Annotated in this window: 17 protein-coding genes and 1 pseudogene; 15 read left to right on the forward strand and 3 right to left on the reverse strand. The window is 67.0% G+C overall.

The window, feature by feature from the left end; genetic code table 11:
* Window positions 1-119: 119 nt before the first annotated feature.
* Window positions 120-4,985 (forward strand): NACHT domain-containing protein, encoded by a 4,866-nt coding sequence (locus FH608_RS48680; protein ID WP_139638028.1) that lies wholly within the window; start codon window positions 120-122, stop codon window positions 4,983-4,985.
* Between the two features lie 153 nt (window positions 4,986-5,138).
* Here the strand turns inward: FH608_RS48680 and FH608_RS48685 are convergent, their stop codons facing one another.
* Window positions 5,139-6,191 (reverse strand): hypothetical protein, encoded by a 1,053-nt coding sequence (locus FH608_RS48685; protein ID WP_226900571.1) that lies wholly within the window; start codon window positions 6,189-6,191, stop codon window positions 5,139-5,141.
* Window positions 6,192-6,475: 284 nt separating this feature from the next.
* Between FH608_RS48685 and FH608_RS48690 the strand changes: the two genes are divergently transcribed.
* Window positions 6,476-6,718 carry an NUDIX domain-containing protein gene (locus FH608_RS48690; protein WP_153262122.1) on the forward strand — a complete coding sequence of 81 codons (243 nt, stop codon included), beginning with the start codon at window positions 6,476-6,478 and terminating at the stop codon, window positions 6,716-6,718.
* 81 nt (window positions 6,719-6,799) lie between these two features.
* Here the strand turns inward: FH608_RS48690 and FH608_RS48695 are convergent.
* Together FH608_RS48695 and FH608_RS48700 are read right to left on the reverse strand one after the other, a co-directional pair.
* Window positions 6,800-7,114: pseudogene (locus FH608_RS48695) on the reverse strand (AsnC family protein); the annotation flags it as partial.
* Between the two features lie 1,230 nt (window positions 7,115-8,344).
* On the reverse strand, window positions 8,345-9,781 hold the full coding sequence (locus tag FH608_RS48700; RefSeq protein WP_193319063.1) for a sensor histidine kinase: 1,437 nt from the start codon (window positions 9,779-9,781) through the stop codon (window positions 8,345-8,347).
* A 368-nt stretch (window positions 9,782-10,149) separates the two neighbouring features.
* On the opposite strand from FH608_RS48700, the gene FH608_RS48705 reads away from it, so the two are divergent.
* The 13 genes from FH608_RS48705 (at window position 10,150) to FH608_RS48770 (ending at window position 23,950) form a co-directional block, all read left to right on the forward strand.
* A complete protein-coding gene (locus FH608_RS48705; protein WP_139638031.1) occupies window positions 10,150-10,992 on the forward strand; it encodes a universal stress protein in 843 nt (280 codons plus the stop codon).
* Between the two features lie 255 nt (window positions 10,993-11,247).
* Window positions 11,248-11,508 (forward strand): hypothetical protein, encoded by a 261-nt coding sequence (locus FH608_RS48715; protein ID WP_139638032.1) that lies wholly within the window; start codon window positions 11,248-11,250, stop codon window positions 11,506-11,508.
* A 118-nt stretch (window positions 11,509-11,626) separates the two neighbouring features.
* Window positions 11,627-13,321, forward strand: coding sequence for a GAF domain-containing sensor histidine kinase (locus FH608_RS48720; protein ID WP_139638033.1), 1,695 nt, complete (start codon window positions 11,627-11,629; stop codon window positions 13,319-13,321).
* 108 nt (window positions 13,322-13,429) lie between these two features.
* Window positions 13,430-15,691 (forward strand): heavy metal translocating P-type ATPase, encoded by a 2,262-nt coding sequence (locus tag FH608_RS48725; RefSeq protein WP_139638034.1) that lies wholly within the window; start codon window positions 13,430-13,432, stop codon window positions 15,689-15,691.
* A gap of 296 nt (window positions 15,692-15,987) precedes the next feature.
* Entirely contained in the window at window positions 15,988-16,443 is a 456-nt protein-coding gene (locus tag FH608_RS48730; RefSeq protein ID WP_139638035.1) for an Hsp20/alpha crystallin family protein, read from the forward strand.
* Window positions 16,440-17,297 (forward strand): universal stress protein, encoded by an 858-nt coding sequence (locus tag FH608_RS48735; RefSeq protein ID WP_226900573.1) that lies wholly within the window; start codon window positions 16,440-16,442, stop codon window positions 17,295-17,297. The genes FH608_RS48730 and FH608_RS48735 overlap by 4 nt, the downstream gene beginning before the upstream one ends.
* A gap of 963 nt (window positions 17,298-18,260) precedes the next feature.
* On the forward strand, window positions 18,261-18,686 hold the full coding sequence (locus tag FH608_RS48740; protein ID WP_139638036.1) for an Hsp20/alpha crystallin family protein: 426 nt from the start codon (window positions 18,261-18,263) through the stop codon (window positions 18,684-18,686).
* A gap of 188 nt (window positions 18,687-18,874) precedes the next feature.
* Window positions 18,875-19,948, forward strand: coding sequence for a 4Fe-4S dicluster domain-containing protein (locus FH608_RS48745; protein ID WP_139638037.1), 1,074 nt, complete (start codon window positions 18,875-18,877; stop codon window positions 19,946-19,948).
* Window positions 19,945-20,751, forward strand: a complete 807-nt coding sequence (locus FH608_RS48750; protein WP_139638055.1) for an FAD/NAD(P)-binding protein — start codon at window positions 19,945-19,947, stop codon at window positions 20,749-20,751. Before FH608_RS48745 ends, FH608_RS48750 begins: the two co-directional genes overlap by 4 nt.
* Window positions 20,751-21,542: an NADH-quinone oxidoreductase subunit B family protein gene (locus tag FH608_RS48755; protein WP_139638038.1), complete on the forward strand. Its 792-nt coding sequence runs from the start codon at window positions 20,751-20,753 to the stop codon at window positions 21,540-21,542. Before FH608_RS48750 ends, FH608_RS48755 begins: the two co-directional genes overlap by 1 nt.
* Complete coding sequence (locus FH608_RS48760; RefSeq protein ID WP_139638039.1) at window positions 21,532-22,821, forward strand: Ni/Fe hydrogenase subunit alpha; 1,290 nt, start codon at window positions 21,532-21,534, stop codon at window positions 22,819-22,821. The genes FH608_RS48755 and FH608_RS48760 overlap by 11 nt, the downstream gene beginning before the upstream one ends.
* Before the next feature lie 4 nt (window positions 22,822-22,825).
* The gene (locus tag FH608_RS48765) at window positions 22,826-23,314 is read left to right on the forward strand and encodes a hydrogenase maturation protease (protein WP_226900575.1); all 489 of its coding nucleotides are present in this window, start codon (window positions 22,826-22,828) and stop codon (window positions 23,312-23,314) included.
* 192 nt (window positions 23,315-23,506) lie between these two features.
* Window positions 23,507-23,950, forward strand: coding sequence for a DUF2267 domain-containing protein (locus FH608_RS48770; RefSeq protein ID WP_139638041.1), 444 nt, complete (start codon window positions 23,507-23,509; stop codon window positions 23,948-23,950).
* Window positions 23,951-23,952 lie beyond the last annotated feature (2 nt).

Raw genomic sequence — 23,952 nt, forward strand, 5'->3', positions numbered from 1 at the left:
CGTACCGTAGGTCTGTCCTAGAGCAGGAGATCTTGATGACACGAAGCTCGGCGGGTGGGGCTGGGACAGCCGGAGGTGTGGGGCATGAAGCTCGATGCCTCGCTTGGGCGGCGGCGTACATGCTGGCTGAGGAGCCCCTGCCGTCCTGGGCTGGTGGCCATAGGGTCGTCGCGATCGGCGGCCAGACGGAACGGCCGGTCGATGACGTCGGGATTGTCACGGACGTCGATGGCTGGGTGACCGTCCAGGCGAAGAAGGCCATGGATCTGGCCAAGGCGGCGTCATCCTCACTGGCGGAGGCGCTTGAGCAAGTGGTCGATATCGCGGCGATCGGCGTACCTGATAGCCCGTCACGTCTTGATCAACTACGTCCGCTCGATCCGGCGAGGGACCGTGTCCTCATTCTGACCGACGATGCGGCCCCGAAGACTGTTAACGAGATGTTGGCCCCGGTGGTTGATCGCTTGCGAGACCTGCCGGCCGCCGTACCCATCACAGAGGTGCATCGGAACAAGGGCGAGGAGAAGGCGTTCAAGCTGCTCGAATCTCACCTCGGACGAGTGTGGGCAGGCCGCCATGGCGTGCAAATGGGTGAGCAAGATCTGCGCGCTCTTGGTCGGGTGCTTGGTGTCTATGCGGTGCATCTCGTCGATGGAGGCAGCCATGTCGCCGCAGCGCGGGAGTTGATCAAGGGCATTGCTCCAGACGCAGGCAACGTTTCGCGGATATGGGATCGGCTGGAACTAGAGGCTCGCCGCCTGGCCGAGGATCGCACCTACCTTGACCGAAGTGGACTCGTTCGGCGTCTGGAGGAGGAAGGCGTCTACCTGCTTCCCGTAGCGCGGCTTCGGCCCGATATCGTTCGGCTGCGTAGCCGGTCAGCGGGAAACCTCGCCACGATCTTCGGGGCATTGACGATTCATGCACCCGAGGGTCCTGTTTCGCTTCCGAGAACGGTTCTTCCGGCCGTTCTCGCTGCTGATGGCAACCTCGCAATCATAGGTGAACCTGGTGCGGGCAAGACCGTCATCCTTCACGCCTTGGCGACCCAATGTCAGGCACGGGGGACGGACGTAGTCGTGCTGCGGGCCAACGACCTCGGTGCCACGCGGGGGCAGACTCGTAGCGAACTCGGCGTGACGCACGATCTCGATGACGTGCTGGTCGGCTGGCCAGGGTCGGGCAGCGGAGTCGTTTTGATCGATGGGCTGGACCAGGCACGTGGAGCTGATCCATCGGTCTGGATGGCGGAGCTCGTCAAGAGCCTCAGCGGAACACGCTGGAGAGTCGTGGCGACCATACGCAGCTACGATCTCCGACACGGACACCGCTGGCGGCGCATGTTCGCCGGCGCTCCGATCGAACAGCAGCAGAGCGATTCTGCCTTCTCGAACGTCCGACACATCGTCGTACAGAACCTATCCCAAGCCGAGCTTGCCCCGCTCCAGTCCAGCAGCCCTCGACTATGGCATCTGATCGAGGGCGCCGAACCACGATTGGCGGACCTGCTCGCCAACCCCTTCAATCTCGATGTTGCCGGGGAGTTGCTCTCTGATGGTCTAACAACCGACCTTCTGGCGGTGCGCAGCCAGGTCGATCTGCTGCATGCCTACTGGGAGCGACGCGTAAACGATGAACCATCAGGTCGAGTGGACCGCACGCGTGCACTCGGCTCGATCGTGGGCCGCATGGTTGCTCAGGGCCGTCAGACGCTGCACCTCACCGATCTACCGGCAACGGCCTCAAGCTCTGCCGTGGAGGCCCTTACCAGTAGCGGCGTGCTTCGTGACGCTCCGGCAACCGCAGGCCACGCCGCAGCACCCATCGAGTTCGCTCATCCAGTGCTGTTCGACTACGCCGTGGCCATGCTGGCGCTGGGCGACACGAATCGGCCCGACAGCTTGGCAGACGTCCTCGACGGATCGCCGAACCTTGCCATCACCGTCCGTCCCAGTCTCCACTATCGGCTCGCCACGGTATGGAAAGACGACGCGTCCCGCGACGTGTTCTGGAAGCTCGCCCTACGGCTGGCATCGCGTTCAGAAGGCCATCCACTTGCCGTGCTCGCGGCCGGCCGGGTCGCGGTCCTTGAGGTTGAGCAGCCCAGCGATTTCGAGCCGCTCAGGGCCGCGTGCACCGCTGCCACCGGTGACTCGAATGCGCGATGGACCGTCGCTGACGCACACGAGATGGCCTTTCTCGTAGCGGCCACTGGTGCCTCCGCTCCCGAAGCCGCGTTCGCGGGCCTGACGGTGATGAGTGCCAAGCTCGCGCAGGAGGCGCGAAGCGCCAACGATGTTGGACTTGCGCTGCTGGCGGTGCAGCTCCCGCTACGCGCGTTCAATGACGATCTCGGCATGGTCCAACGCCACCTCGGCGAGCTGGCTGATGTAGCGGTGGCCAGCATGAGCGTGGCAAGCGCCGACCGCAGTGACCCTCCGCGGGCCCAACTGGCGAAATTGAGCGGTCGTCTCCTCTCCCTGGTAGCGATGGCAGACCCATCTCCCGTCGCCGCCATCATCGTGGAAGCTTGCCAGCCGACGGCGATCTACACCTGGGGCGTGGCTCACCTGCGCCCGCTCATCGAGAAATTGCCTGAGATCGTGCGATTGGACCCCGAACTGGCGGTTGCGCTCGCTGCCTCCGTGTGGGAGTTCCAAGAAACCCGTGACGAGCCGACGCCCGTACTGGACAGCTTCATCCTCGGTATGAGCAGCAACCGCCGGCAAGATCTCGAAAGTGCGAGGTATCAGGTAGGAAGCAAGTTCCCCGCCATTCTGCAGGCAGACCTGGCCGCCGCGACCAGGATTCTGATACGCGCAACTGAAACAGAGCAGCGCTACCCTCCAAACCCGCTCACGGACTACACCGCTACGCCCAGGCCTCTACTCGGCGATTCGCTGCAGTTTTCGGCCGGACACCATGTGCTCCTGCCCATGGTGCAGGCATGGACCGAGCAGCTTGTGCAGACGGCCGACGCTGCTGAGGATGCGGCAAGCGATGCCGCGGAAGTCGTTCTAGGGGAGCGCCTGAGCCAGGTTGTGGCACATGTGATCCAGAACCTGCGTCACGCCGAGGTCTGGCAGCATCTGCTTCTTCGGGCGTCGCTCGCCCAACGGCCAAGTCTAGCCCGAGCGCTCTTTCCTGCTCTGCTTTCCCCGAACCTCTTTGATTACCCCACAACACGCCATCAAGCGGCTCAGGTGGCGCTGCGACTTTCACCTTTGCTTAACGGCACTGAGCACGCCCAGCTCGAAGAGGCTATCCTGCAGATCGCCGTCCCCCATCACTCGAATGATGGCTGGGAGGGCACGACGGACATACTCGACGCAGCGTGTATAAGAATCATCGGCAGTTTCTCTGAGCAGAGTCTACAGACAGTCGAAGCCCAGGCGCGTTGGCAGACAGCCAGCCAGGACCCGGGTTTCGAGGGCGTTCCTGCACCCGATGAGAGCCAGTTCGACAGTATCGAGGCGGTGTGGGATAGCCCATCGCCTGAACCTGGCACTGTCGCCTATTACCGCGACGCGGTCATGCAGGCAGCCGAACGAATTAGAAGTAAGGATCCCGCTGAACGCGCCGACGCGGAAACCCAGCTGATCAACCTCTGGGCATTGCTCAAGCCGGCGGTCTCACCGGAGGGACGCGAGCAGAGCGAAGGCGATGAGGACAGTCTCTACGATCTGGCGCTGAGAACAGCCGAGCAACTCGCAACCGTTTCTCGTTGCGCCCCCACCACAACGCTCGGCAGTGAGATCTTCGGAGCACTGCTTGGCGCCCTGCCATCGGCATCAGCGCCGGCACTGGTCGATGATGTCAGCGGCACGTGGCATGTGCGGCCCGCTCCCGGTTGGAGCATGACCGCAACCATGAGTGCCCTGCAAGGTCTCGTATATCTCATCGGGCGCACTGACTGGCGTAATGCACACCGCGAAGACCTCACCGCGGCGCTTCGCCCGTTCCTCGACAGCTCAAATCCGGCCTATCGATTCGTCTCCCTGAAAGCGCTCGTGGTCATTTATGAGCAACCGGCTGAATTGCTGACTGAACTTGGACGGCGTCTAGTGCAGGAGTCTGACCGGCATGTCAGCGCGTACTTGCTTCGTCATCTGAGTACGCTAACCCATAAGTTTCCTCGGGATGTTGACCGCGTGCTGCGAGATCTTGCGAATCAGCCGTCCTGGCTGGTGCTTACGCCAGATCCCGCAGGCGATAAGGTTGAGCTGCGTGACAGCCGATCGACCCAAGCTGTTCATCTGCTGTCCGCTCTCGCGACTATCCATGCCACTGCTCATGCGGAAACCGTGGTCTGCGCATGGTGGACTAATCTATGCGATCACCCAAACCGAGTCACGCAATCCATGAGATCCTGGCGTAGCCTCCTCAATCCGGACGACGAAGTGCTCAGAGGGGCTCAGAGGCAGGCTTTCCGCATTATCAACCTCGGCCTGAATCAACTCGGTGAAACTTGGGTCCAGCGGGGATCCGCTGGACAACCACCACACACCATGGCATGGGAGCGAGGGGCGCGTTCCGCCAGGATTGCGGAGGAGATCGCGCAGCAACTTTACTTCGCTAGCGGGGCAACTAAATCTTCACCCCTAGAACAGCCGGCATCGGGTAAGGATTTCCACAAGTTCTGCAGCTACGCCATTCCAATCCTGGACGCCCTTACCAACGTGCAGCACCCGGCCGTAACCCATCACATTGTGCAACTGGCCGACGTCCTCTGTTCGTATGAGCCGCACGCAGCAGTCCTGACCGCCGAAAAGGCCGTCGTCGGCGATAGAGGCTACGCCCGTGAAGCGCTCGGACTGGACGCTACCCTGAGCCTGGCCAGGCGCTATTTGACCGATCATCGCGATCTCCTCCGTACGGACGCCCTCTGCTTGACCGCTATCCGGGCGCTCTTGGAGGTGTTCGTACGAGTTGGCTGGGACCAAGCGCTGAGGCTCTCCGAAGACCTTGACGAACTGTTCCGATGAACGTCAACATACGGCCCTCGGCGCTACGCCGGAGTCAAGGAAGCCACCAGTACGCGTACACACGCAGCCTCGGTCGAAGCTGCGTTTTGGGCACTGCTCTGCGGTTGTAGGGATCGAACATCACGGCCGCTGAAGGGAACACAACCCGTGGCGCTACAAGAGGCGCTCGCGATGAGCGGTGGCTTCCTCCCGAACTTCCGCGAAGAACGCCGCTGTCCGGCGCTTTTGCCACTCCTCATCGTCGAGGTCTTCAGCTTCGTCGAACTCGGTCGCGTCTTCGGCGTACAGCAGCCAGCAGCCACGGATGCCGCTGAGCAGGTCCTCCAGAAGGTCGAGGGCCGGGCGGGCGGGGTCCAGAGGCGTGATCCGCAGGTCGAGCGCGTCCAGGTTCGGCTCGGACTGGTCCTCGCGCCGCTTGTCGAGCAGTTGCTCGGCGGCGGTGATGCGCTGCTGGAGTGCCGTGATGTCAGGGATCTCGCCTTCCGCGACCCGTAGGGCGTTGCGGATCAAGGGCATCACCGCCTGGCGAGGCGTGGCGCCGTCGGCCATTAGCTCCAGGACGAGGGTGGGGGTTTCGTGGGGGAGTGCCTCGATGTTGTCGGCTTCGGCCACGATCTGGGTGGCGGGGAGCCCGGTGGACTCGGCGGTGACGGTGGCGGCCGCGTCCAGCCAGTGTGCGGCGGCGATGGCGGCTGCGGCCGGGTCGATCTCGGTGAAGAGTGCTTCGGGGCCGAAGGGGTTGTCGTGTAGCAGGTTGCTGGCTTGGGCGACTTGGAGCGGTGAGGCGTCTTCGCGGGTGAGGGTGACGGCCTGGCGGGCGCGTTCGGTCAGGTTGCCCAGCTCGGCCTGTTCGATGGCGGCCAGTTCGGCGCCGACGTCGATGGTGACGCGGGTGGTCAGCTCGGCGGCGTTGAGGGCGTGCAGGGCTCGGCCGACCTGGTGGGCGGCTTCTTCTACCTGGATGTAGGACTGGATCATGTAGCTGTCGGAGGGCAGGTTGGGGTTCGTCAACGCGGTCAGGACACTGGCGAAGGCGTCGCGTTCTTCCTGGCGGCGTTCGCCTTCGGAGTTGGGCTCGTGGCTGTCGGCGGCGCTGGCGGGGTGGGTGTAGCAGCGCCAGCAGATCTCGGAGAGCTGGGTCAGCGCCTTGGCCAGGTTCAGGGCATCGTGGCTGGAGATCCCGGCAGGAAGATCGGCTACGTCCACCGCGGTATCTCCCGACCCGGTGCTCCAAGAGGCGATGAGGGCTTTACGGCGGTGATCGACGGCGTACCGGGTCAAAATGCTCCTCGCGAATGAGCAAGAACAGTGCTGGGACACGCTCAGCATGGAGCATCAACGGTCGGTTGAGTACCGAATTCAGGAGGCGCACCTGATCTTTCGCCCGCCTGCCGTCAAGAACGAGTCCGACTTCTGGCCGGTCTACCTGGCCAGCCCTGAGGCGGGTGGATCAGCGTGGGCCTGACCAGTACACCTTGCGGGCAGCCGTGATGGACGCCTGCAGGGCAGAAGCCGAGTACGACGACGCGTGCGCCTGGCTGGAGGCGGCGATGAAGGGTCCGATGAACCCGCTCGCGGCAAAGGTCTGGGTCTTCGACGAAGCGTTTCAGCACGTGCTGTTGGTCAAGCATCGCTGGCGCGGGTGGGTACCGCTGGGCGAGCGAGCCGAGCCTGGCGAGAGCCTGCGGGATGCCGCGCATCGTGAGCTGCTCGTGGACGGGGATTTCCGCTGATCTGTTGGAAGCTCCGGCCGTCAGCGCCTGCGCCGGGATCTCGATGTGGAACCTGAGCGCGCCACTGGATCGCAGCTGCTCCAGGCGGCGCCGCACGGTCGTGTGCGACAACCCGCTGGCCGCCGCCAGCTCGTACCCGGCCCGCCCGTCCTTGGCCAGCACCCGCAGCAGCGCATGGTCCTGCCCGCCCAGCGAGATGTCCGTCTTCTGCGGCGCCGCCGGCCGCGCGAGCAGAGCAAGGCGCGGACGGGGAGGGGCAAGGGGAGGGGCGGTCAGCCCCTCCCCTTCAACTGGGAGGGGTTCGGGGGCAGCTCTCCTCCCGGTGGACGAGGTCGAGGCCGGATGGCGGGCGTGCCTGCTGACGGGTTGCGGCGGTGTGAGGGCACACCCCCACATTCGAGAGTTCGGGGGCGGTGACGCGGGCGGGGGTGGGTGGCGGGCTATCGCATGCCAGCCAATCCGTGACTACCGATTGCTATGGGATGATTACGGGTGTAGAGATGGGGAGACTGACCGCACTGGAGGGGGGCGGCAGCCTGGGGCGTCTAGGGATCCGCGTACGTGATCCTAGACGCCCACCCCTCAAGATCCCTTCCGCGAAGGGCCCCCCGGCTCGGCCGGGCGGGCTTGAGGTAGTAGAGAAGGGCATCACACAGTCCAGGACAGCGCGAGTGCTCGCGTGCGTGCCACCTCGCCTGGCGGCGTACATTGATGTCCTGAAGCGGTGGATATGGTGGCCGTACGGTGCTTATGGAGCGCCTCTGGTGTGCCGGGTTGTAGCGGAGGTGGGGGTTCTGCCCTCGTGGCCGGTCTCACAGCGCGGTATCGGCTCGCGGCAACGCGGCGCGCGGCCGGATGAGTGTGGGCCAGGCTTGACCTGGTGCGCTGGGCACAGGTCGGACGGCTTTGGGGCGCGATCAGACGCTGTGGCTCGGCTGTCCGGAGAGCAGCGGGGAGCGCGGGGACGGGGCATGAGAAGCAGGCGCAGATGCACGCGAGAGCCGCGATGGTCGCGGTGCTGGCTCACGACGTGGCAGAGAGACTGGATGACGGTCTGTGCGAGCATGTCGGGCGAGCTGGCACGGGACGTGTCGAACCCGTCGGCGCGGAGGTAGGCAAGCGAGCCGCGCGGGTCGGTGATCGTGAGGTTGACGCCTGTGTCGTCGGTCCAGACGGTCAGCGTGGCGTTGTGGCTGCCGCTGTCGATGAGGGTTGAGGCGGCTTCGTTGGCGGTGAGGAGAAGGTTGTGGAGGCGATCGGTGGGCAGTCCCGCGCGAGCGGCGAAGGCCTGGAGATCCTGGCGGAGGAGGGGGAGATCGCGGGTGATCGGCCATTGACCGCGTACGGCTGTGAACACGGGGGTGCTCCCTGTCTCGGCCCGTGGACGCCTCGGGAGGAGAGGCGTCACAAGGGTAGCCTCCTGCCCGCTGCGGGGGTCTGGTACGCATGGCGGCTCCGTGAGCAGTGGGAAGCGGGGAAGGTGAGGCGAGGCCGGGGACGGCCTCCCCGAAGTACCGTCCCCTGCGCTGCCTACCCTCAGGCTCCCGGCCGCACAAGAAGATCAGCGCGATGGATGTAACGCCGGTCGGCCACATCCTGTGGGCCGTGGGGAAGGCCGCATGGTCATCATGCGGGAACCGGTCGTGGGATGTGAAGCATCCCGGCGCGGTTGGGCGCTGAAGTCATGTGCCCTCTTGACCTGGGTAGTTGAGGGGGAGCCTCGCCCGGGGTGGACACCCTCTCTCTTTCCGATTCCGGGCGGGGCCCATAGCGGGATACATCCGCAAGGATCGGTGGTGCGGGGACGGCATCACCCCTCATGTGCCGTTCCCGCCTGCGGCGCTTCCTCAGGTCGGTGACGAAAGGGACCAGCGGGATGCATGGACCCGACCGGATTTCGGGTACGGCGTGAGGAAAGGCCGCATGGTCATCATCCGGCTCAGGCGGCCCAATGTGGGGGCATCCCGGCGCGAGCCGCGACCGTGTCATATGCAGTCTTGACCTGGGCGGATGAGGGTGGGCCTTATCCGGGGTGAGGCTCGTGGCCGGTTTAGCCTCTGATGCTGCGGTATTCCAGTCGTTGTGGTGGCATAGTGGGTCGAGCAGGGGGATACGCGCGACGAAACGTGCGCCTTGGTCGGAATCGTCGATGGTGAGCGTGCCACCGTGATGGTGGGCGATCTCCCGGGCGATGGGGAGGCCGAGCCCAGAAACTCCGGCGTCCTTGGCTCGGGCGTCGTCGAGCCGGGCGAAGCGCTGGAAGACCACTTCGCGCTGGTCGGCTGGGACGCCCGGGCCGTCGTCTTGCACCTCCAGTACGGCCTGATCGTTTCGGCAGTGCAGGGTGACGCGGATTGTGGAGACAGCGTGGCGTTCGGCGTTGTCGAGAAGGTTGGTGAGCATCCGGAGGAGTTGTACGCCGGTCGCCTCGGACGAGGGCAGGGTGGCAGTGGGAGATGGGGGTCTTGCCTTGGGTGCGGCGCCCGAGTTCATGATGATGAGTTCGTTCAGGTCGACGGGCGCCATTGGAGCGCCCGCGCCGGCGTAAAGACAGTCGAGCTCCGTCTGATCGGCGACGATGACGTGCAACCGGTCGACGCTGGAGAGCAGGGTTCGCGCGACAGCGGGCCAGTCGGTGTCGTCCGGGTGCAACAGCGCCTCTTCGATCTGGGTGCGCAGGGCGGTGACGGGGCTGCACAGGTCGTGTGAGGCGTCGGCGGTGAACCGCCGTTCCCGGGCCAGGGCGGCGTCCAGCATCTCGAGGGTGTGGTTCACCGTGCGGGCCAGGTCGCGGATCTCGTCGCGAGGTCGGGGGACCGGTACCCGATGCCCCAGATCGGTCGTGGTGTTCTTGGAGAGTTTTGCCCGGATGGCCTCGACGGGCTTGAGGGAGGTGATGACGATGCCGCGCGCACCCAGAGCGGTGAGGGCGACGATCAGTGCAGAGCCCGCCAGCAGGGGCACGAGAAGCTGACCGCTGACATGCCAGGGGTCGGCCGGGGCGGCGGCGTAGGTCATCCAGTCGCCGCCGCGTCTGGGGACGCGCTGGACCGAGACGAGCATGTACGCAGTGCCGAAGCCAGGCACCTGGCACACGGCGCGGGTGTGTCGAGCACGCTGGCCAGGCGAGCCACGGCGCTCACGTCGGGGCGACCAGATGGCTTTCGAGCGCCTGGACGTAGGGTGAGGACATGTCCGCCTGGTCGGCGACCTGCTTGGGGGTGAGGCCGAGCCGGTGGCGATAGCTAGCGGATGCGTCATCCGAGTTCGCCGTTGCCTGCCACGAGGATCCTTCCTGGTCGTCGCCATGAAGCCAGCCACCAGGTCGTTCCGTGCACAGGGTCCTTTGACCCTTGCGCGCCCGACATCCGGCCCTGCTGCGGACGGCCCTGAAATGGGTCTGATGGAGAGGAGAAGGGGGAGGGATCGTCGTGATCACTGTAGGGGTCGACGGCTCCGTGACATCGCGAGCCGCGGTGGAGTGGGCAGCAGACGATGCTCTCCGCATGCAAGAGCCGCTGCGGATCGTGCATGCCGTGGACCGCTCGCCGTACCAGATCGGCGGATATCCCAATCCGGCCCTACCGGACCTGCTGCTGCGCCAAGGACGAAGGATCCTGTACGAGGCGGAGCAGTACGCGCGCCAGCGCCAGCCCACCGTCGACGTCACGACCGAGGACATCGAAGGTTCGCCTGCCCCGATCCTGTGCGAGCAGGCCGAGGGCGCCGCCGAGATCGTCGTCGGCAGCCGCGGGCTGGGCGGGTTCACCGGTGCGCTGCTCGGATCGGTCAGCATGCGTGTGGCGTGTCACGCGGACTGTCCCGTGGTGGTGGTGCGCGGCGAGCATCGGCCGGTGTGCGGGGAGGTCGTCGCCGGGGTCGATGACTCGCTGGGATGCGAACCTGCGCTGGAGTATGCCTTCGAGCAGGCGAAGCTGCGCGGCAGCACGCTGCGGGTGCTGCACGCCTGGCAACTGCCGGTGCACGCCTTCGCGCCGGAGATCGCCTACGACATGGATGAGGTCCGTACAGCGCAGCGGCAGGTCGTCCACGACCGGGTGGCACGCTTCAGCGAGGATTATCCGCAGGTGAAGGTGGTGGAGGATGTGCAGTGCGCGCATCCGGTCGATGCGCTCACCGACGCGTCCGAGCGGGCGGACCTGCTGGTGGTGGGCTCGCACGGGCGCGGCGCCCTTGGGGCGGTGCTGCTCGGCTCGGTAAGCCGGGGCGCCCTGCACCACGCCCACTGCCCGGTGGCCGTCGTCCGGCTTTGAGCACCGGGACCATGGTCTCCGAGCACCGGCACGTCGGCTTGAGGGTGGGAATGCGTGCGACAGCCGACAGGGCCGTGCCGGCCTCGCCGATCATCTCGATGTCGTCCTCGGACTCCAGAGGAGCCGCGACGCCACGCCACACGACGCTTCTATTAACTGCTCACCGCGGTTACTGTGAGCTAGAGACCGCTACGCAATGTTAGTGTTCGTTTGGCTTGACTGTGCGGACACGGGGGTGCAGTGCGGAAGGCCGCTGTGGTCGTCGCGAAGCTGTTGGCGATCGCTGTGATGACGGCGCGTGCCGAGCAGACATCCGCGGAGTCGACGCATGAGTCGGTTCTCACCGACGGACTTCCTGTGGGCGGCTCTTGGAACAGCGGAAACTATCGCGTCAAGAAGAGCCTGAAGAACAGCGGCAACTTCATCGATGCCAACGGCCCCAGAAACATCGCCAACACCAGGATCGGCGGCAATAACGCCAACGGTCCCATCCGCTTCAAGGTTGTGGGCGCCTGACAAGAAAGAGACAGATCCACGTGGACGGCCCACGTCAACGCGCGGCATATCCCCGGCACACCCGCACGCCATGGTGTCTGAGATGGGGCTCACTGCGGCCGGTGTGACACTGGTAGTCATGGACAGCGAGCGTCGCCCGTTGGCGCCGCAGATGCGGCTCGATGAGTTGCTGGCCGAGGTGCAGTTGCGGCTGGATGCCGTGCTGGAGACCCGGGATCGGGTGCATGCGCTGCTCGAGGCCGTGGTGTCGGTGGGCAGTGATCTCGATTTGGAGACCGTGCTGCACCGCATCGTGGAGACGGCCACCAGGTTGGTGGACGCCTGCTATGGGGCGTTGGGCGTGGTCGGCCAGGACAACACGCTGGTGCGGTTCGTCCCGGTAGGGCTGACTGAGGAGGAGATCGCCAGGATCGAGCACTGGCCGCACGGTCTGGGCCTGCTCGGCTTGCTGATCAAGGATGAGCGCCCGCTCAGGCTGGGGCGCATCTCCGACCACCCGGAGTCGTACGGATTTCCACCCGGCCATCCCCCGATGGGCACGTTTCTCGGCGTCCCGATACGGGTGCGTGATGAGATTTTCGGCAACCTTTACCTGACCGAGAAGCGGGGCGGCGGCGAGTTCGACGAGGACGACGAGGCGATGGTGGTGGCGCTGGCCACTGCCGCCGGCGTCGCTGTGGAGAACGCCCGCTTGTATGAGGAGTCGCGGCGGCGTGAGACCTGGCTTCAGGCGTCCGCCGAGGTGACCACGAGTCTGTTGTCCGGTGCCGATCCACGGCAGGTGCTGGGCTTGGTAGCGGTCCGGGCTCTGGAGATGAGTGACGCGGACCTGGTTCAGGTGCTGCTGCCGGACCTGTCCAGGCGGGCGCTGATCGTTGAGGTCACAGAGGGCGGTGGAACGGAAGGACTGCTGGGCACAGCGTTCGACGTGTCGGCCACCTTGGCGGGCGAGGTGTTCACGCGGGGGGAGCCGACATCCTGTACGGACATGCAGAGCACTGCCTATCCTGACTCGCCGCTGCGGCGGTGGGGTTACGGGCCTGGGTTGATGGTGCCCTTGGGCAGTGCGCCGGCCGTGCGCGGAGTGCTGGTGCTGGCCAAGCGGAGCGGACGGCTGCCGTTCAGCATGACGGACCAGCGGATGCTGCAGGCGTTCGCCGCCCAGGCGGCGATCGCGCTGGAGCTGGCCGAGGCACGCCGGGACGCCGAGCGGCTGGGCCTGCTCGAAGATCGTGATCGGATCGCGAAAGATCTGCATGATGTGGTGATCCAGCGGCTGTTCGCGACGGCGATGACGCTGATGAGCTCGGTCCGGCTGATGGAGCGGCCGGAGGCGGTCAAGCGCGTCCAGCACGCGATCGGCGAGTTGGACGAGACCATCCGGCAGATCCGCTCGACCATCTTCGCCTTGCAGGGCTCCGGCGAGGATGCCTCGCCCAGCCTGCGGGGGCGGATCGTGGAACTGGTGGAAGGCGCCGCCGGCCATCTGGGGTTCATGCCGGGCTTGCGCCTGGAGGGGCAGATCGACACGCTCGTGCCCGAGCCGGTCGCCGAGCACCTCCTGGCCGTGTTGCGTGAGGCTCTGTCGAACGTGGTCCGCCACTCCCGGGCGACCCGCGCTTCCGTCCTCCTCGAGGTTGGCGGTGCCGAACTCGTTCTCGAGGTCACGGACGACGGTGTCGGACTGGGGGAGACAGGACGCCGGAGCGGCCTGCGCAACATCGAGGAACGTGCGGCGCGGTTGGGCGGCACAGCGCAGCTGGAAACCCCCGAAGAGGGGGGCACTCGGCTGCGCTGGCGGGTCCCGCTGTGACCCCGGAGATCTCGCTGCGAGAGTGATCGGCCCGCCGGGGCACGTCGGAGGCCTCTGGGAAGGGACAGGCCTGATGGGAAGGCTGGAGGTGTGGAGCGTCTCTGGTCGATGGGATTCCTGGCTTTCACGGCGGCCGCGTTGGTCGTCGGGATCGTCCTGAGCCTTGCCGGGCTGTCCGTTTGGGGTGACGTGGTGCTCGCGGTGGGGACGATCGTGGCCCTCGGGCCGGCCTCATGGTGGGTGGTGTCGGCGCTACGAGCGGGCCGGCTCGGGGTGGACGCGATCGCGGTGCTCGCCCTGGTCGGGACGTTGGCCGTGCGCGAATATCTCGCGGGTGCGCTGATCGCGGTGATGCTGGCCGGCGGGCGGGCGCTGGAGCACTACGCGATGCGGCGGGCCCGGCGTGACCTGACCGCGCTCTACGAGCGGGCGCCGCGTTCGGCGCACCGGTATGACCGCGACGGCCTGCGCAGGCTGGACGTGGGCGAGGTGTCGAGAGGGGATCTGCTGCTGGTGCCCGCGGGGGAGATGGTGCCCGTCGACGGCGTGGTCTCGAGATGCGCAGCGCTGCTGGATGAGTCAGCGCTCACAGGTGAGGCGCTTCCGGTGGACTACCCGGTGGGGGAGAGCGTGCGCAGCGGCGTCGTGAACGTGGGTCCTGCCTTCGACCTGCGGGCCACCAGTACGGCCGAGGAGAGCGCGTACGCAGGAGTGGTGCGGTTGGCCGGTGAGGCCGAGGCCGGCAGCGCTCCGGTGGTGCGCGTGGCTGACCGGTTCGCCGCGTGGTTCCTTCCCGCGACGCTGGTGCTTGCAGGGCTGGCGTGGGTTTTGTCGGGGGAGGCGGTGAGGGCGGTCGCGGTGCTGGTGGTGGCGACCCCGTGCCCGCTGCTGCTGGCGGCTCCGGCCGCGATCGCATCCGGGCTGTCGCGTACTGCACGCCGGGGAGTGGTCGTCAAAGGCGGCGGCGCGCTGGAGACGCTGGGTCGCGCCCGCACGCTGGTGCTGGACAAGACGGGGACGCTCACTCAGGGCCGCCCCGAAGTCGTGGACATCGTTGCCGCGCAGGGCTTCAGCGCGCGGGAGGTGCTCGGGTTGGCCGCGTCGGTCGATCGGATGTCCGCCCATGTGCTGGCCGCCGCCATCACCCAGGCCGCGGATCAGCGGGGCGCCGAGACCGTCGTTGCCGAGGGGGTGCACGAGCAGGCCGGATCGGGCACTACGGGAAGCGTCGACGGGCGGCTGGTGCACGTCGGAAAGGCGCCCAAAGGACTGGACTCGGCATGGATGGCGGCCCAGCGGGCCAGGGCGGCGCTCGACAGCGCGATGACCGTCTGGGTGAGCGTGGACGGCAGCGTCGCTGGATTGATCCTCCTCCGCGACGAGGTACGCGCGGACGCCGCCCGTACGTTGCGAAGACTCCGATCAGCCGGCATCGAACGGGTGGTGATGCTCACCGGCGACCGGGCCGAGGTCGCCGAGAGCGTGGCGGCCGTGCTCGGCGTCGATCGGGTGATCGCCGAGCAGACGCCCGCCCAGAAGGTGGCGGTGGTGCGCGAGGAGGCCGAACGCGCGCCGACCGTCATGGTCGGCGACGGCGTCAACGACGCACCTGCCCTCGCCGCCGCCCAGGTCGGAGTGGCCATGGGCGCACACGGGTCGGCCGCCTCGACCCAGGCGGCCGACGTGGTGCTGACCACAGACCGGCTCGACCGCCTGGCCGACGCCATGGACGTGGCCCGGCGTACCCGGCGCATCGCCGTGGAGAGCGCGGGCATCGGCATCGGCCTGTCGGTGGTGGCGATGGTCGCAGCGGCTCTGGGAGCCATTCCGCCCGCCGGTGGTGCACTCCTGCAGGAGGCCATCGACGTCGCGGTCATCCTCAACGCGTTGCGCGCCCTGCGCCCCGGCAGGGGGACCCGGTTGCACGTGGACGCCCCCACTGACGCCCTGCTGCACCACTTCGACCGCGAGCACGCCACGCTGCGGCCCGCCCTGGACCTGCTCCGCGAGGCCGCCGACGCGCTCGACCGGCCATCGGCTCAGGCGTTGCCGCTGGTGCGGCACGTCCACGACGTGCTGTCCAGCGAGATCCTGCCGCATGAGCAGGCCGAGGAGCAGCGCCTCTACCCGGCGCTGAGCAGGCTCCTCCGCGACCCTGAGGCGACCGTGACCATGAGCAGGGCTCACGCCGAGATCTCCAGGCTCGCGGCCAGACTGGCCCGCCATGTGGAGCTCGCCGGAACGAACGGGCCCAGGCCGGAGCAGATCGACGACCTGCGGGCCTGCCTGTATGGGCTGCACGCCGTGCTGACCCTGCACTTCGCGCAGGAGGAGGAGGCCTACTTCTCGCTTACCGGCCGGGCGGAGTAAGGAAGGCGCAGGCGCGTGCAAACGGTGTGCTGTGCATCTTCTCGTGGTCGTTTCTGGGCAAGGCCTTCGGCCGGGGCTTCGCGACCCTGGCCGTCGACGTGGATCAGCGCTGTCAGGGTGCGCCCTGTGGGTTTCTGCCGCGCGGCACGTTCCGGCCCACCGACCCGCACAACCTCGCGCGTTCCGTGCGTACGTGAGCCCAATGGTCCTGGTGTCCAGAGGCTTCCTCCTCTATGGCTGACGGGCTCGCCGGAGGTGAGCTGGACGGGTGGTAGGGGGAATGGAGGCGGGTTGCGATGGACATGCCTGAAAGGCGGGGTATCGGGCTCCTGTTCCCGGAGTTGATGGAGTGGCTTGAGCAAGCGATGGTCGGTTTGCGGCCATTTGTACAGATACTCCGGATCGGGGAGCGCGTTGAGGCTCGCTGCGTCCTGCGCGCGGAAATGGGCGAAATCGACTTCGGCCAAGACGTCGAAATCGTGGTGGACGATGGTGTGCTGCGCATTCGGGTAGAGAGAACCCGGAACACTGAACCGTGCCGCTCCAGCATCGCCTACTGGAGCGTGACGCTGCCGGCAACGGCCGACATCGATGACGTCAGGACCAATTACCGGGATGGTGTCCTGGAGATCGGCGTGGGGCTGACCGAAGCCAACAAGGCCAGGGATCCGGGGTCGCGTCGATGTCCGGCTCCCGTACGAGCCGACGTGGAGTCCCTGCCGGAGCTCGAAGCCCATGGGGGAGGCCGATGATGGACGCAGCGATCGTCGTCGGAGTGGACGGCTCGCCGACCGCGTGGTCGGCGCTGACCTGGGCTGCCGAAGACGCCGAGCGCCGCGGCCTGCCGCTGCGCATCGTCCACGTACGCGAGCCCTGGCTGGCCGAGCACCCGCTCGGAGCTTCCGGCGAAAGGGAGACGCTGACCCAGCGGTGTGACAGGCTGCTCGCAGGTTCCGCCGCGCGTGCTCGTGAGTGTGCCCCGGGATCGCGGATCTCCACTGCGATCGTCACCGGTGCGGTGATCGAACGGCTGAAGACCGAGTCGGAGACGGCCGACACCGTGGTGGTGGGCAGCAGGGGATTCGGCGGTTTCGCCGGGCTGGTGCTTGGCTCGGTCGGGCTCGGTCTCGCCGGATACGCCCAGAGCCCGGTCGTGGTCGTGAGAAGGCTTCCGAGTGACGGTGCCGGCGAGATCGTGGTGGGCTACGACGGTTCACCGTGTGCCGACATGGCGTTGGAGTACGCTCTGGCGCAGGCGGCCGCCCGCCGGAGCCGCCTTCGCGTGTTGCATGGCCAGCGATATCCGGTCGTGAGTCCGCACCCTGTCGGCTACGGACCGTTGCCCATCGATGAGGTCCCGGACATCGGTCAGCGGCTGATCGCCTGGCGGGAGAAGTATCCCGATATCGAGTTGATTGCATCAATGATCCGCGATCACCCCGTTCCGGCTCTGGCCGCGGCCTCTCGGGACGCCGATCTCGTGGTGGTGGGCGCGCGGGGGCTGGGCGGGTTCACTTCCGCGATGCTGGGTTCGGTCAGCCACGGGATCCTGCATCGATCGCACTGCCCAGTGGCCGTGGTGGGCGCGCTTCGGAGACGGTCATGACCGTTGTACCGCATCAAAGACTTTCTGGGGCATTTGGAGGACATCGCGGGAATATCTCCCTATGAACTCTTCTGGGCGAATTGCAACGCTGTTGCTGTTCTGATCCGGTATGGAGGGCTTTCCTGAGAACGGAGCAGAGTGAGGGAAGGGCAGCCGGTCGCACAGGGTGCGACGGCTCTCGCGGATGTGCAGGCCGCTTCGCGCGACCAAACCGACGTCTGACGGTGTGATCGTGATGACGGTCGCCGGTGAGCCGGCTTGCGCGTCGATTGCGGACCCACGGCCGTCAGCGGGCGTCCCCCGGTCGTGGTCCCTTACAGGGCTCGGTTCCGGCGGGCGGGATCGGCCCCCGCGCGGTCGCCGTGATCGCAGGCGCACTGACGCGAAGCCCCCTGCCATGGTCGCCCCTGTGCGCAGGAAGCCCTCGTCCAGAATGGCGGTCAAGTCATCCAGCGCCCTGCACAGCGCCGTGGCGGACGGCGGGACGTCGGGATGGTGGGCGCCCGCTCGCCTTTCTGCGAGGCTGACAGCGTGACCGATCTGCCGGGCAGCGGGATGTTCTTGTCGCCGTCGTAGAGGTGCTAGGACTCGGCGTATGGAGCAAGTCGAGCGTGATGACCGCGACGGCCGAGGCCAGGCTGGCCAGCAGGGCGGAGCATCCTTCCGAGTCGCTCGGGAGGTCGCTCGCCAAGAGCGGCGGCCTCCCGGGCGCTGAGGCGATTTCAGCCACGTGGGAGTGGCCCCGCGTCTGCCTCCGATCTCACCGTGAGAGGGCCGTGAAGGCATACCTCGAGGATGGCATCGGGGATGGTGTGAGCGAACACGGTGCCGCTCGCACCTATGCGTTCGTGGCGAAACGACTGGGTCGAAAGACCTCCCCACCTAGGACTTCCGTCCCTGCTCAGCGGCTCTTGAAAGTGGATTAATAGTCATATAGCAGCCGAGAAGGACATGGAGGTATCCATGGACACCCTGATGCGCAGGGAGCGCTTCCTGCCCGACCTGTTCGACTGGCTCGAAGAGCCGCTGGCCTCCATCCGGTCGCACACATGGCAGCCCATGCGATTCGAGGACTACGTCAAGGACGGCCGGTACGTCCTCCGCGTCGAGCTGCCGGGCATTGATCCCGAGAAGGATGTCGAGATCGACCTGGCCAACGGCGTGCTCACCGTCCACGCGGAGCGGCGCGAGGAGCACCGGGAGCAGTGCCGCACCGAGTTCCGGTACGGGACCTTCACGCGCGCCATCTCGCTACCTGCGGGAGCAGACGAGAGTGACGTCAGAGCCGTCTACGACAAGGGCATCCTCGAAGTGAGCGTGAGGCTGGCCGAACAGCGGCCAGAGGGGCGTCACATCCCCATCGAGAGTGCCACCCCGCCGAAGGAGTGATCGGTCCACAACGACGAACGAGCTGGGGCCGAGCGGGTGGCGGACTCCTCGGTCCCGATAACGAATGAGAGATCCATCTGGTCGAAGGCCGTTCTCGCATTGTGTGTCTCACCAGGGGACAGCCGCATCCGGAGGGGAAAGGTGGGAATACCGAATCCTGTCACCTGCAGGCGGAACGGGGGCCGCTGATGGATGTTGTGGTGTTGCAGTCGCTGGAGCCGCTCATTGAGGCGCTGACGTCCAGCGGCTACACGGTTGTGGGACCCAGGGTGGAGGACGGGGCCATACGCATGGCGGAGATCTCCTCGGGCGCGGACCTTCCCGCTGGGGTGGGCGACGTCCAGAAGCCCGGCCGATACCGCTTGACCTCGGGTGATGACGGCATGGTGTTCGGCTTCGCGGCCAGCCCTGATTCGGCCAAGCGATACACGCAACCGCCTCGCCAGACCCTGGTACGGGTGCGTGACGAGGCGATCGAGGAGGTCGAGCAGGAGGCGCCCCGAGTGGCGTTGCTGGGCCTGCGGGCCTGCGACCTCGCGGCGGTCGCCGTACAGGATCGGGTGTTCGCCGGCGGCAGGCACCCCGACCCCGCCTACCTGAGGCGCCGTGAGGCGCTGTTCCTCGTCGCGGTGAACTGCGCGGTACCGGGTGGTACGTGCTTTTGCGTGTCCATGGGCACCGGACCGAAGGCCGTCGCCGGGTTCGACCTTGCGATCACAGAGCTGGCCTCGCCGCACCGGTTCCTGGTCGAGACGGGCAGCGAGCGGGGCGGCGAGATCGTCGCGCTGATCCCTCACCATCCGGCCACGAGCGTGGACATCGACGCGGCGGAAGAGGTCTCCCGAACGGCGGCGTCCAGGATGGGACGCCAGGTCGACACCGACGGCATCCAAGAGTGGCTGCCCGCCGCCCACGACTCCCCGCGCTGGGCGGATGTGGCATCGCGGTGCCTGAGCTGCACGAACTGCACGATGGTCTGCCCGACGTGCTTCTGCAGCACGGTGGAGGACGTCACCGACCTCACCGGTCAGGTCACGGAGCGCTCCGAACGATGGGACTCGTGTTTCACGCTGGACTTCTCCGAGGTCAGCGGATCGCATGTACGCAGCTCGGGGCTCGCCCGCTACCGGCAGTGGCTGACCCACAAGTTCGCGACCTGGTACGACCAGTTCGGCACGTCAGGCTGCGTGGGCTGCGGCAGGTGCATCACCTGGTGCCCCACCGGCATCGATGTCACCGAGGAGCTGGCGTGCATCCGATGACGCCCGCGCCCTTTCGGGTGCGTTCACGCCGCCCGGTTCGGGCCGACACGGTGAGCTTGACCTTGGAGCCGGTGGAGGGGCCGTGCCCGCCGTTCCTGCCAGGCCAGTTCACGATGATCTATGCCCGTGGGGTGGGCGAGATCCCGATCTCGATCAGTGGCCGGACCCGTGCGGGCGGGTACCTGCAGACGATCCGCGCGGTCGGCGCGGTCAGCCGGGCCCTGTGTCACGCGCGCCGTGGTGACCTGGTGGGAGTGCGTGGCCCGTACGGGACGGCATGGGATGTGCCCGCCGCAGCCGGGATGGACGTCGTCGTCGCAGCGGGCGGGCTGGGCCTTGCGGCGTTGCGACCGGTCGTTCGGGAACTGGTGGCGCACCGCTCACGCTACGGCCGGATCAGTCTGATCGTCGGCACCCGGGCGCCCATGACGCTGCTTTATCCGCGGGATCTGGCCAGATGGAGTCACGCGGGGATCGATGTCCAGGTCACGGTGGATCATCCGGATCACGCGTGGCAGGGGCCGGTCGGCCTGGTCACCAGGCTGGTCGATCGGATCGTCTTCGAGCCTCGCCGTACCGCGGCCTTCGTGTGCGGGCCCGAGGCCATGATGTGCGCCGTCGCCGACGACCTGGTTCGCCGCGGGGTCCCGGCGGCACGGATCGTCCTGTCGCTGGAACGCAACATGAAGTGCGGCGTCGGCCGGTGCGGCCACTGCCAGCTCGGGCCGTTGCTGCTGTGCCTGGACGGCCCGGTGGTGAGCTACGAGCGTGCGGCGCGACTCCTGGCGGTGAAGGAACTGTGATGAGCGCCGCCGAGAAGAGCAGGCCGAAGCTGGCGGTGTGGAAATTCGCCTCCTGCGACGGTTGCCAGCTCACCCTGCTCGACTGCGAGGACGAACTGCTGCCGCTGGCCTCGACCGTGGAGATCGCCTACTTCCTTGAGGCGTCGAGCGCGATCGGACCGGGCCCCTACGACCTGTCCCTGGTCGAGGGGTCGATCACCACGCCGCAGGACGCCGAGCGCATTCGGCACGTGCGCCGGGTGTCGCGGCGCCTGGTGACGATCGGGGCCTGTGCGACCGCCGGCGGCATTCAGGCCCTGCGGGACTTCGCGGACGTGCGCGAGTTCGCGGCCGTCGTGTACGCCCGGCCGGACTACATCGCCACGCTGGAGCGCTCCAAACCGATCTCCGCCCACGTGCCGGTCGACTTCGAACTCCGTGGCTGCCCGATCGACAAGCGGCAACTCCTCGAGGTCATCACGGCCTTTCTCGCCGGTCGACGCCCCGTCGTGCCCGGACACAGCGTGTGCGTGGAATGCAAAGCACGAGGCAACATCTGTGTCCTGGTTGCCCACGGCACACCCTGCCTGGGCCCGGTCACCCAAGCAGGCTGCGGCGCGCTCTGCCCGGCCTTCAACCGGGGCTGCTACGGCTGCTTCGGCCCCACCGAAACACCCAACACACGAGCGCTCAACGCCCAGCTTCGCCGGCTCGGGATGAGCGATCCCGACCTCGTACGCGTCTATCGCACGTTCAACGCGACCGAGGAACCGTTTCTCCAGGCATCCGAGGAGGCCGAAGGTGACGCATAAGACGGTACGACTCGGCGGCCTTTCCCGTGTCGAGGGAGAGGCCGCGTTGCTGGTACGCGCGCACGACGGCCGCATCACCGACCTGCAGCTCAACATCTACGAACCGCCCCGGTTCTTCGAGGCGCTGTTGCGCGGACGCTCCTACGATGAACCACCCGACATCACCGCGCGCATCTGCGGCATCTGCCCGGTGGCGTACCAGATGAGTGCTTGCCAAGCCATCGAGGCCGCCTGCGGCGTGGACGTGTCCGGCCCGCTTCGGGACCTCCGGCTGCTTCTCTACTACGGCGAGTGGATCGAGTCGCACACGCTCCATGTCTTCCTCCTGCACGCCCCCGACTTCCTCGGTTACGACAGCGGCATGGCGATGGCCGTCCACCACCGCGACCACATGGAACGGGCACTCGCACTGAAGAAGGCCGGCAACGAACTGGTGGCGACCCTGGGCGGGCGAGCCATCCACCCCGTCAACGTACGGCTCGGCGGCTTCTACCGCGTCCCCCGCCGGCAGGAACTCGCCCCGCTGGCCGAACAGCTACGGAGGGCGCGCGAGCACGCGATCACCACCGCCGCCTGGGTGGCGGGCTTCGACTTCCCCGACGTCCAGCACGACTACCGATTCCTGGCGTTGCGCCACCCGGACGAATACGCCATCCTCTCCGGAACCCCCACCGTCAGCGAGGGCAGCACCTTCCCGGTCCAGCAGTGGCCGGCGCACGTGGTGGAAGAGCAGGTCCCGTACTCCACCGCCGTTCATGCCCGCCTCGACGGAGCCGGCGGCTACCTGGTGGGGGCGCTCGCCCGCTACGCGATCAACTTCGACCGGCTCTCCCCGCTGGCCCGCGCGGTCGCGAGGGATGCCGGCCTGGAGGACGTCTGCCGCAATCCCTTCCAGAGCATCGTCGTCCGCGCCGTGGAGATCGTGCACGCCTGCGACGAGGCCCTGCGCGTCATCGACGCCTACACCGAACCGGACACACCCGCCGTACCGGTCGAACCGGTCGCAGGTACCGGACACGGCGCCTCGGAGGCGCCGCGCGGCACGCTCTACCATCGCTACCGCATCGACGAGAACGGCCTGATCGCCGACGCGGACATCGTCCCGCCTACCGCGCAGAACCAGGCACGCATCGAAATGGACCTGCACGAACTCATCGCACCCAGACTCGACCTGCCCCAAGCCGAACTGGCCCGGCTGTGTGAGCGCGCGGTCCGCAACCACGACCCGTGCATCTCCTGCTCCGCGCACTTCCTCGACCTGAACATCGATGCACGCTAGGACGGTGGTGATCGGCGTGGGCAATGACGCCAGGGGCGATGACGCGGCAGGGCTGCAGGTCGCCCGGCTGCTCCGCGACATGCTCCCGCCCCGCATCCTTGTCGCCGAGAGCTCCGGAGACCCCATGCACCTGGTCGCCACCTGGAGTGGTGCCCAGCTGGCCATCGTGATCGAGGCGGTCTCCTCGGGAGCGGCGCCGGGCACGGTCCATCACGACGTCAGCCCTCGGCTCACGCACCCGTGGCAAGGCAGCTCCCACGCCCTCGGCCTTGCCGACGCGATCGCCCTCGCAGCCGCGCTCGACCGGCTCCCTCGCGACCTGCACATATACGGGATAGAAGGCGCCGACTTCGCTGTCGAGGCCCCCGTCACGCCTGCTGTCCAGGCAGCGATCCGCGAAACCGCGCAGGCCATAGGCAGGAGGCTAAAGACCATAGCCGGTGGTACCGGTATACAAACGAATTTTGCTTCTTTCCGGCGGCACCCACGCTGAGGCTTGGACCACCAGGGGTACGAGAGCGTGAGCGGTTCATCGACGGGTCCGGGGGCGGTCCGGTGAGCATAGAAGACCGGGAATGAGCCGCCCCAGGGATGATGCGACATCGAAACCGGCACCTTCTGGTGGTCTACGCCGGGCGGTACCGCCGCCGAACCGCGAAGTGGAGATGGGATCGGAGGGAACACAATGTCGCACACACGAGTACAGAGCATCGAGCACGCTGTCCAGATCACCAACCGGTGGCTGGCGGACCTGGCTGACGCGATCGGCACGAAGGACCGGGACTTCGCCCAGCGGGTGCTGAAGGCTTGGCTGCACGCGGTCAGGGACGGTCTGACCGTGGACAGTGCGGCCCACTTCGCCGCGCAGCTGCCCGATCTGCTTCGTGGGGTCTACTACAACGGCTGGGATCCCAGCCGCGTACCGATCCGCCGCGGCCGGGAGGAGTTCATCGAGTTCTTCGCCCGCTCAGCCCGCATCGCGCTCCGCGATGTGGCCGACCTCGCCCCTACGGTCACGCATTTCCTGTTCGAGGAACTGTCGGAGCAGTCGGTCGTGCATGCGCTCGACCGGCTTCCTCGCGACATACGCGCCGTGTTGCAGCCCACGGGAGCGGCCAGGAGGGAATGATC

Source organism: Nonomuraea phyllanthi (genome assembly GCF_006334985.2).
GTDB classification, from domain to species: Bacteria; Actinomycetota; Actinomycetes; order Streptosporangiales; family Streptosporangiaceae; genus Nonomuraea; species Nonomuraea phyllanthi.

What these genes read in the sequence shown, in the direction of transcription:
- FH608_RS48680 (WP_139638028.1), top strand. Translation starts at nt 120, where the DNA reads ATGCTGGCTGAGGAGCCCCTGCCGTCCTGGGCTGGTGGCCATAGGGTC.
- FH608_RS48690 (WP_153262122.1), top strand. Translation starts at nt 6,476, where the DNA reads ATGGACGCCTGCAGGGCAGAAGCCGAGTACGACGACGCGTGCGCCTGG.
- FH608_RS48700 (WP_193319063.1), bottom strand. Translation starts at nt 9,781, where the DNA reads ATGCTCGTCTCGGTCCAGCGCGTCCCCAGACGCGGCGGCGACTGGATG.
- FH608_RS48720 (WP_139638033.1), top strand. Translation starts at nt 11,627, where the DNA reads ATGGACAGCGAGCGTCGCCCGTTGGCGCCGCAGATGCGGCTCGATGAG.
- FH608_RS48725 (WP_139638034.1), top strand. Translation starts at nt 13,430, where the DNA reads ATGGGATTCCTGGCTTTCACGGCGGCCGCGTTGGTCGTCGGGATCGTC.
- FH608_RS48730 (WP_139638035.1), top strand. Translation starts at nt 15,988, where the DNA reads ATGGACATGCCTGAAAGGCGGGGTATCGGGCTCCTGTTCCCGGAGTTG.
- FH608_RS48735 (WP_226900573.1), top strand. Translation starts at nt 16,440, where the DNA reads ATGATGGACGCAGCGATCGTCGTCGGAGTGGACGGCTCGCCGACCGCG.
- FH608_RS48740 (WP_139638036.1), top strand. Translation starts at nt 18,261, where the DNA reads ATGGACACCCTGATGCGCAGGGAGCGCTTCCTGCCCGACCTGTTCGAC.
- FH608_RS48745 (WP_139638037.1), top strand. Translation starts at nt 18,875, where the DNA reads ATGGATGTTGTGGTGTTGCAGTCGCTGGAGCCGCTCATTGAGGCGCTG.
- FH608_RS48750 (WP_139638055.1), top strand. Translation starts at nt 19,945, where the DNA reads ATGACGCCCGCGCCCTTTCGGGTGCGTTCACGCCGCCCGGTTCGGGCC.
- FH608_RS48755 (WP_139638038.1), top strand. Translation starts at nt 20,751, where the DNA reads ATGAGCGCCGCCGAGAAGAGCAGGCCGAAGCTGGCGGTGTGGAAATTC.
- FH608_RS48770 (WP_139638041.1), top strand. Translation starts at nt 23,507, where the DNA reads ATGTCGCACACACGAGTACAGAGCATCGAGCACGCTGTCCAGATCACC.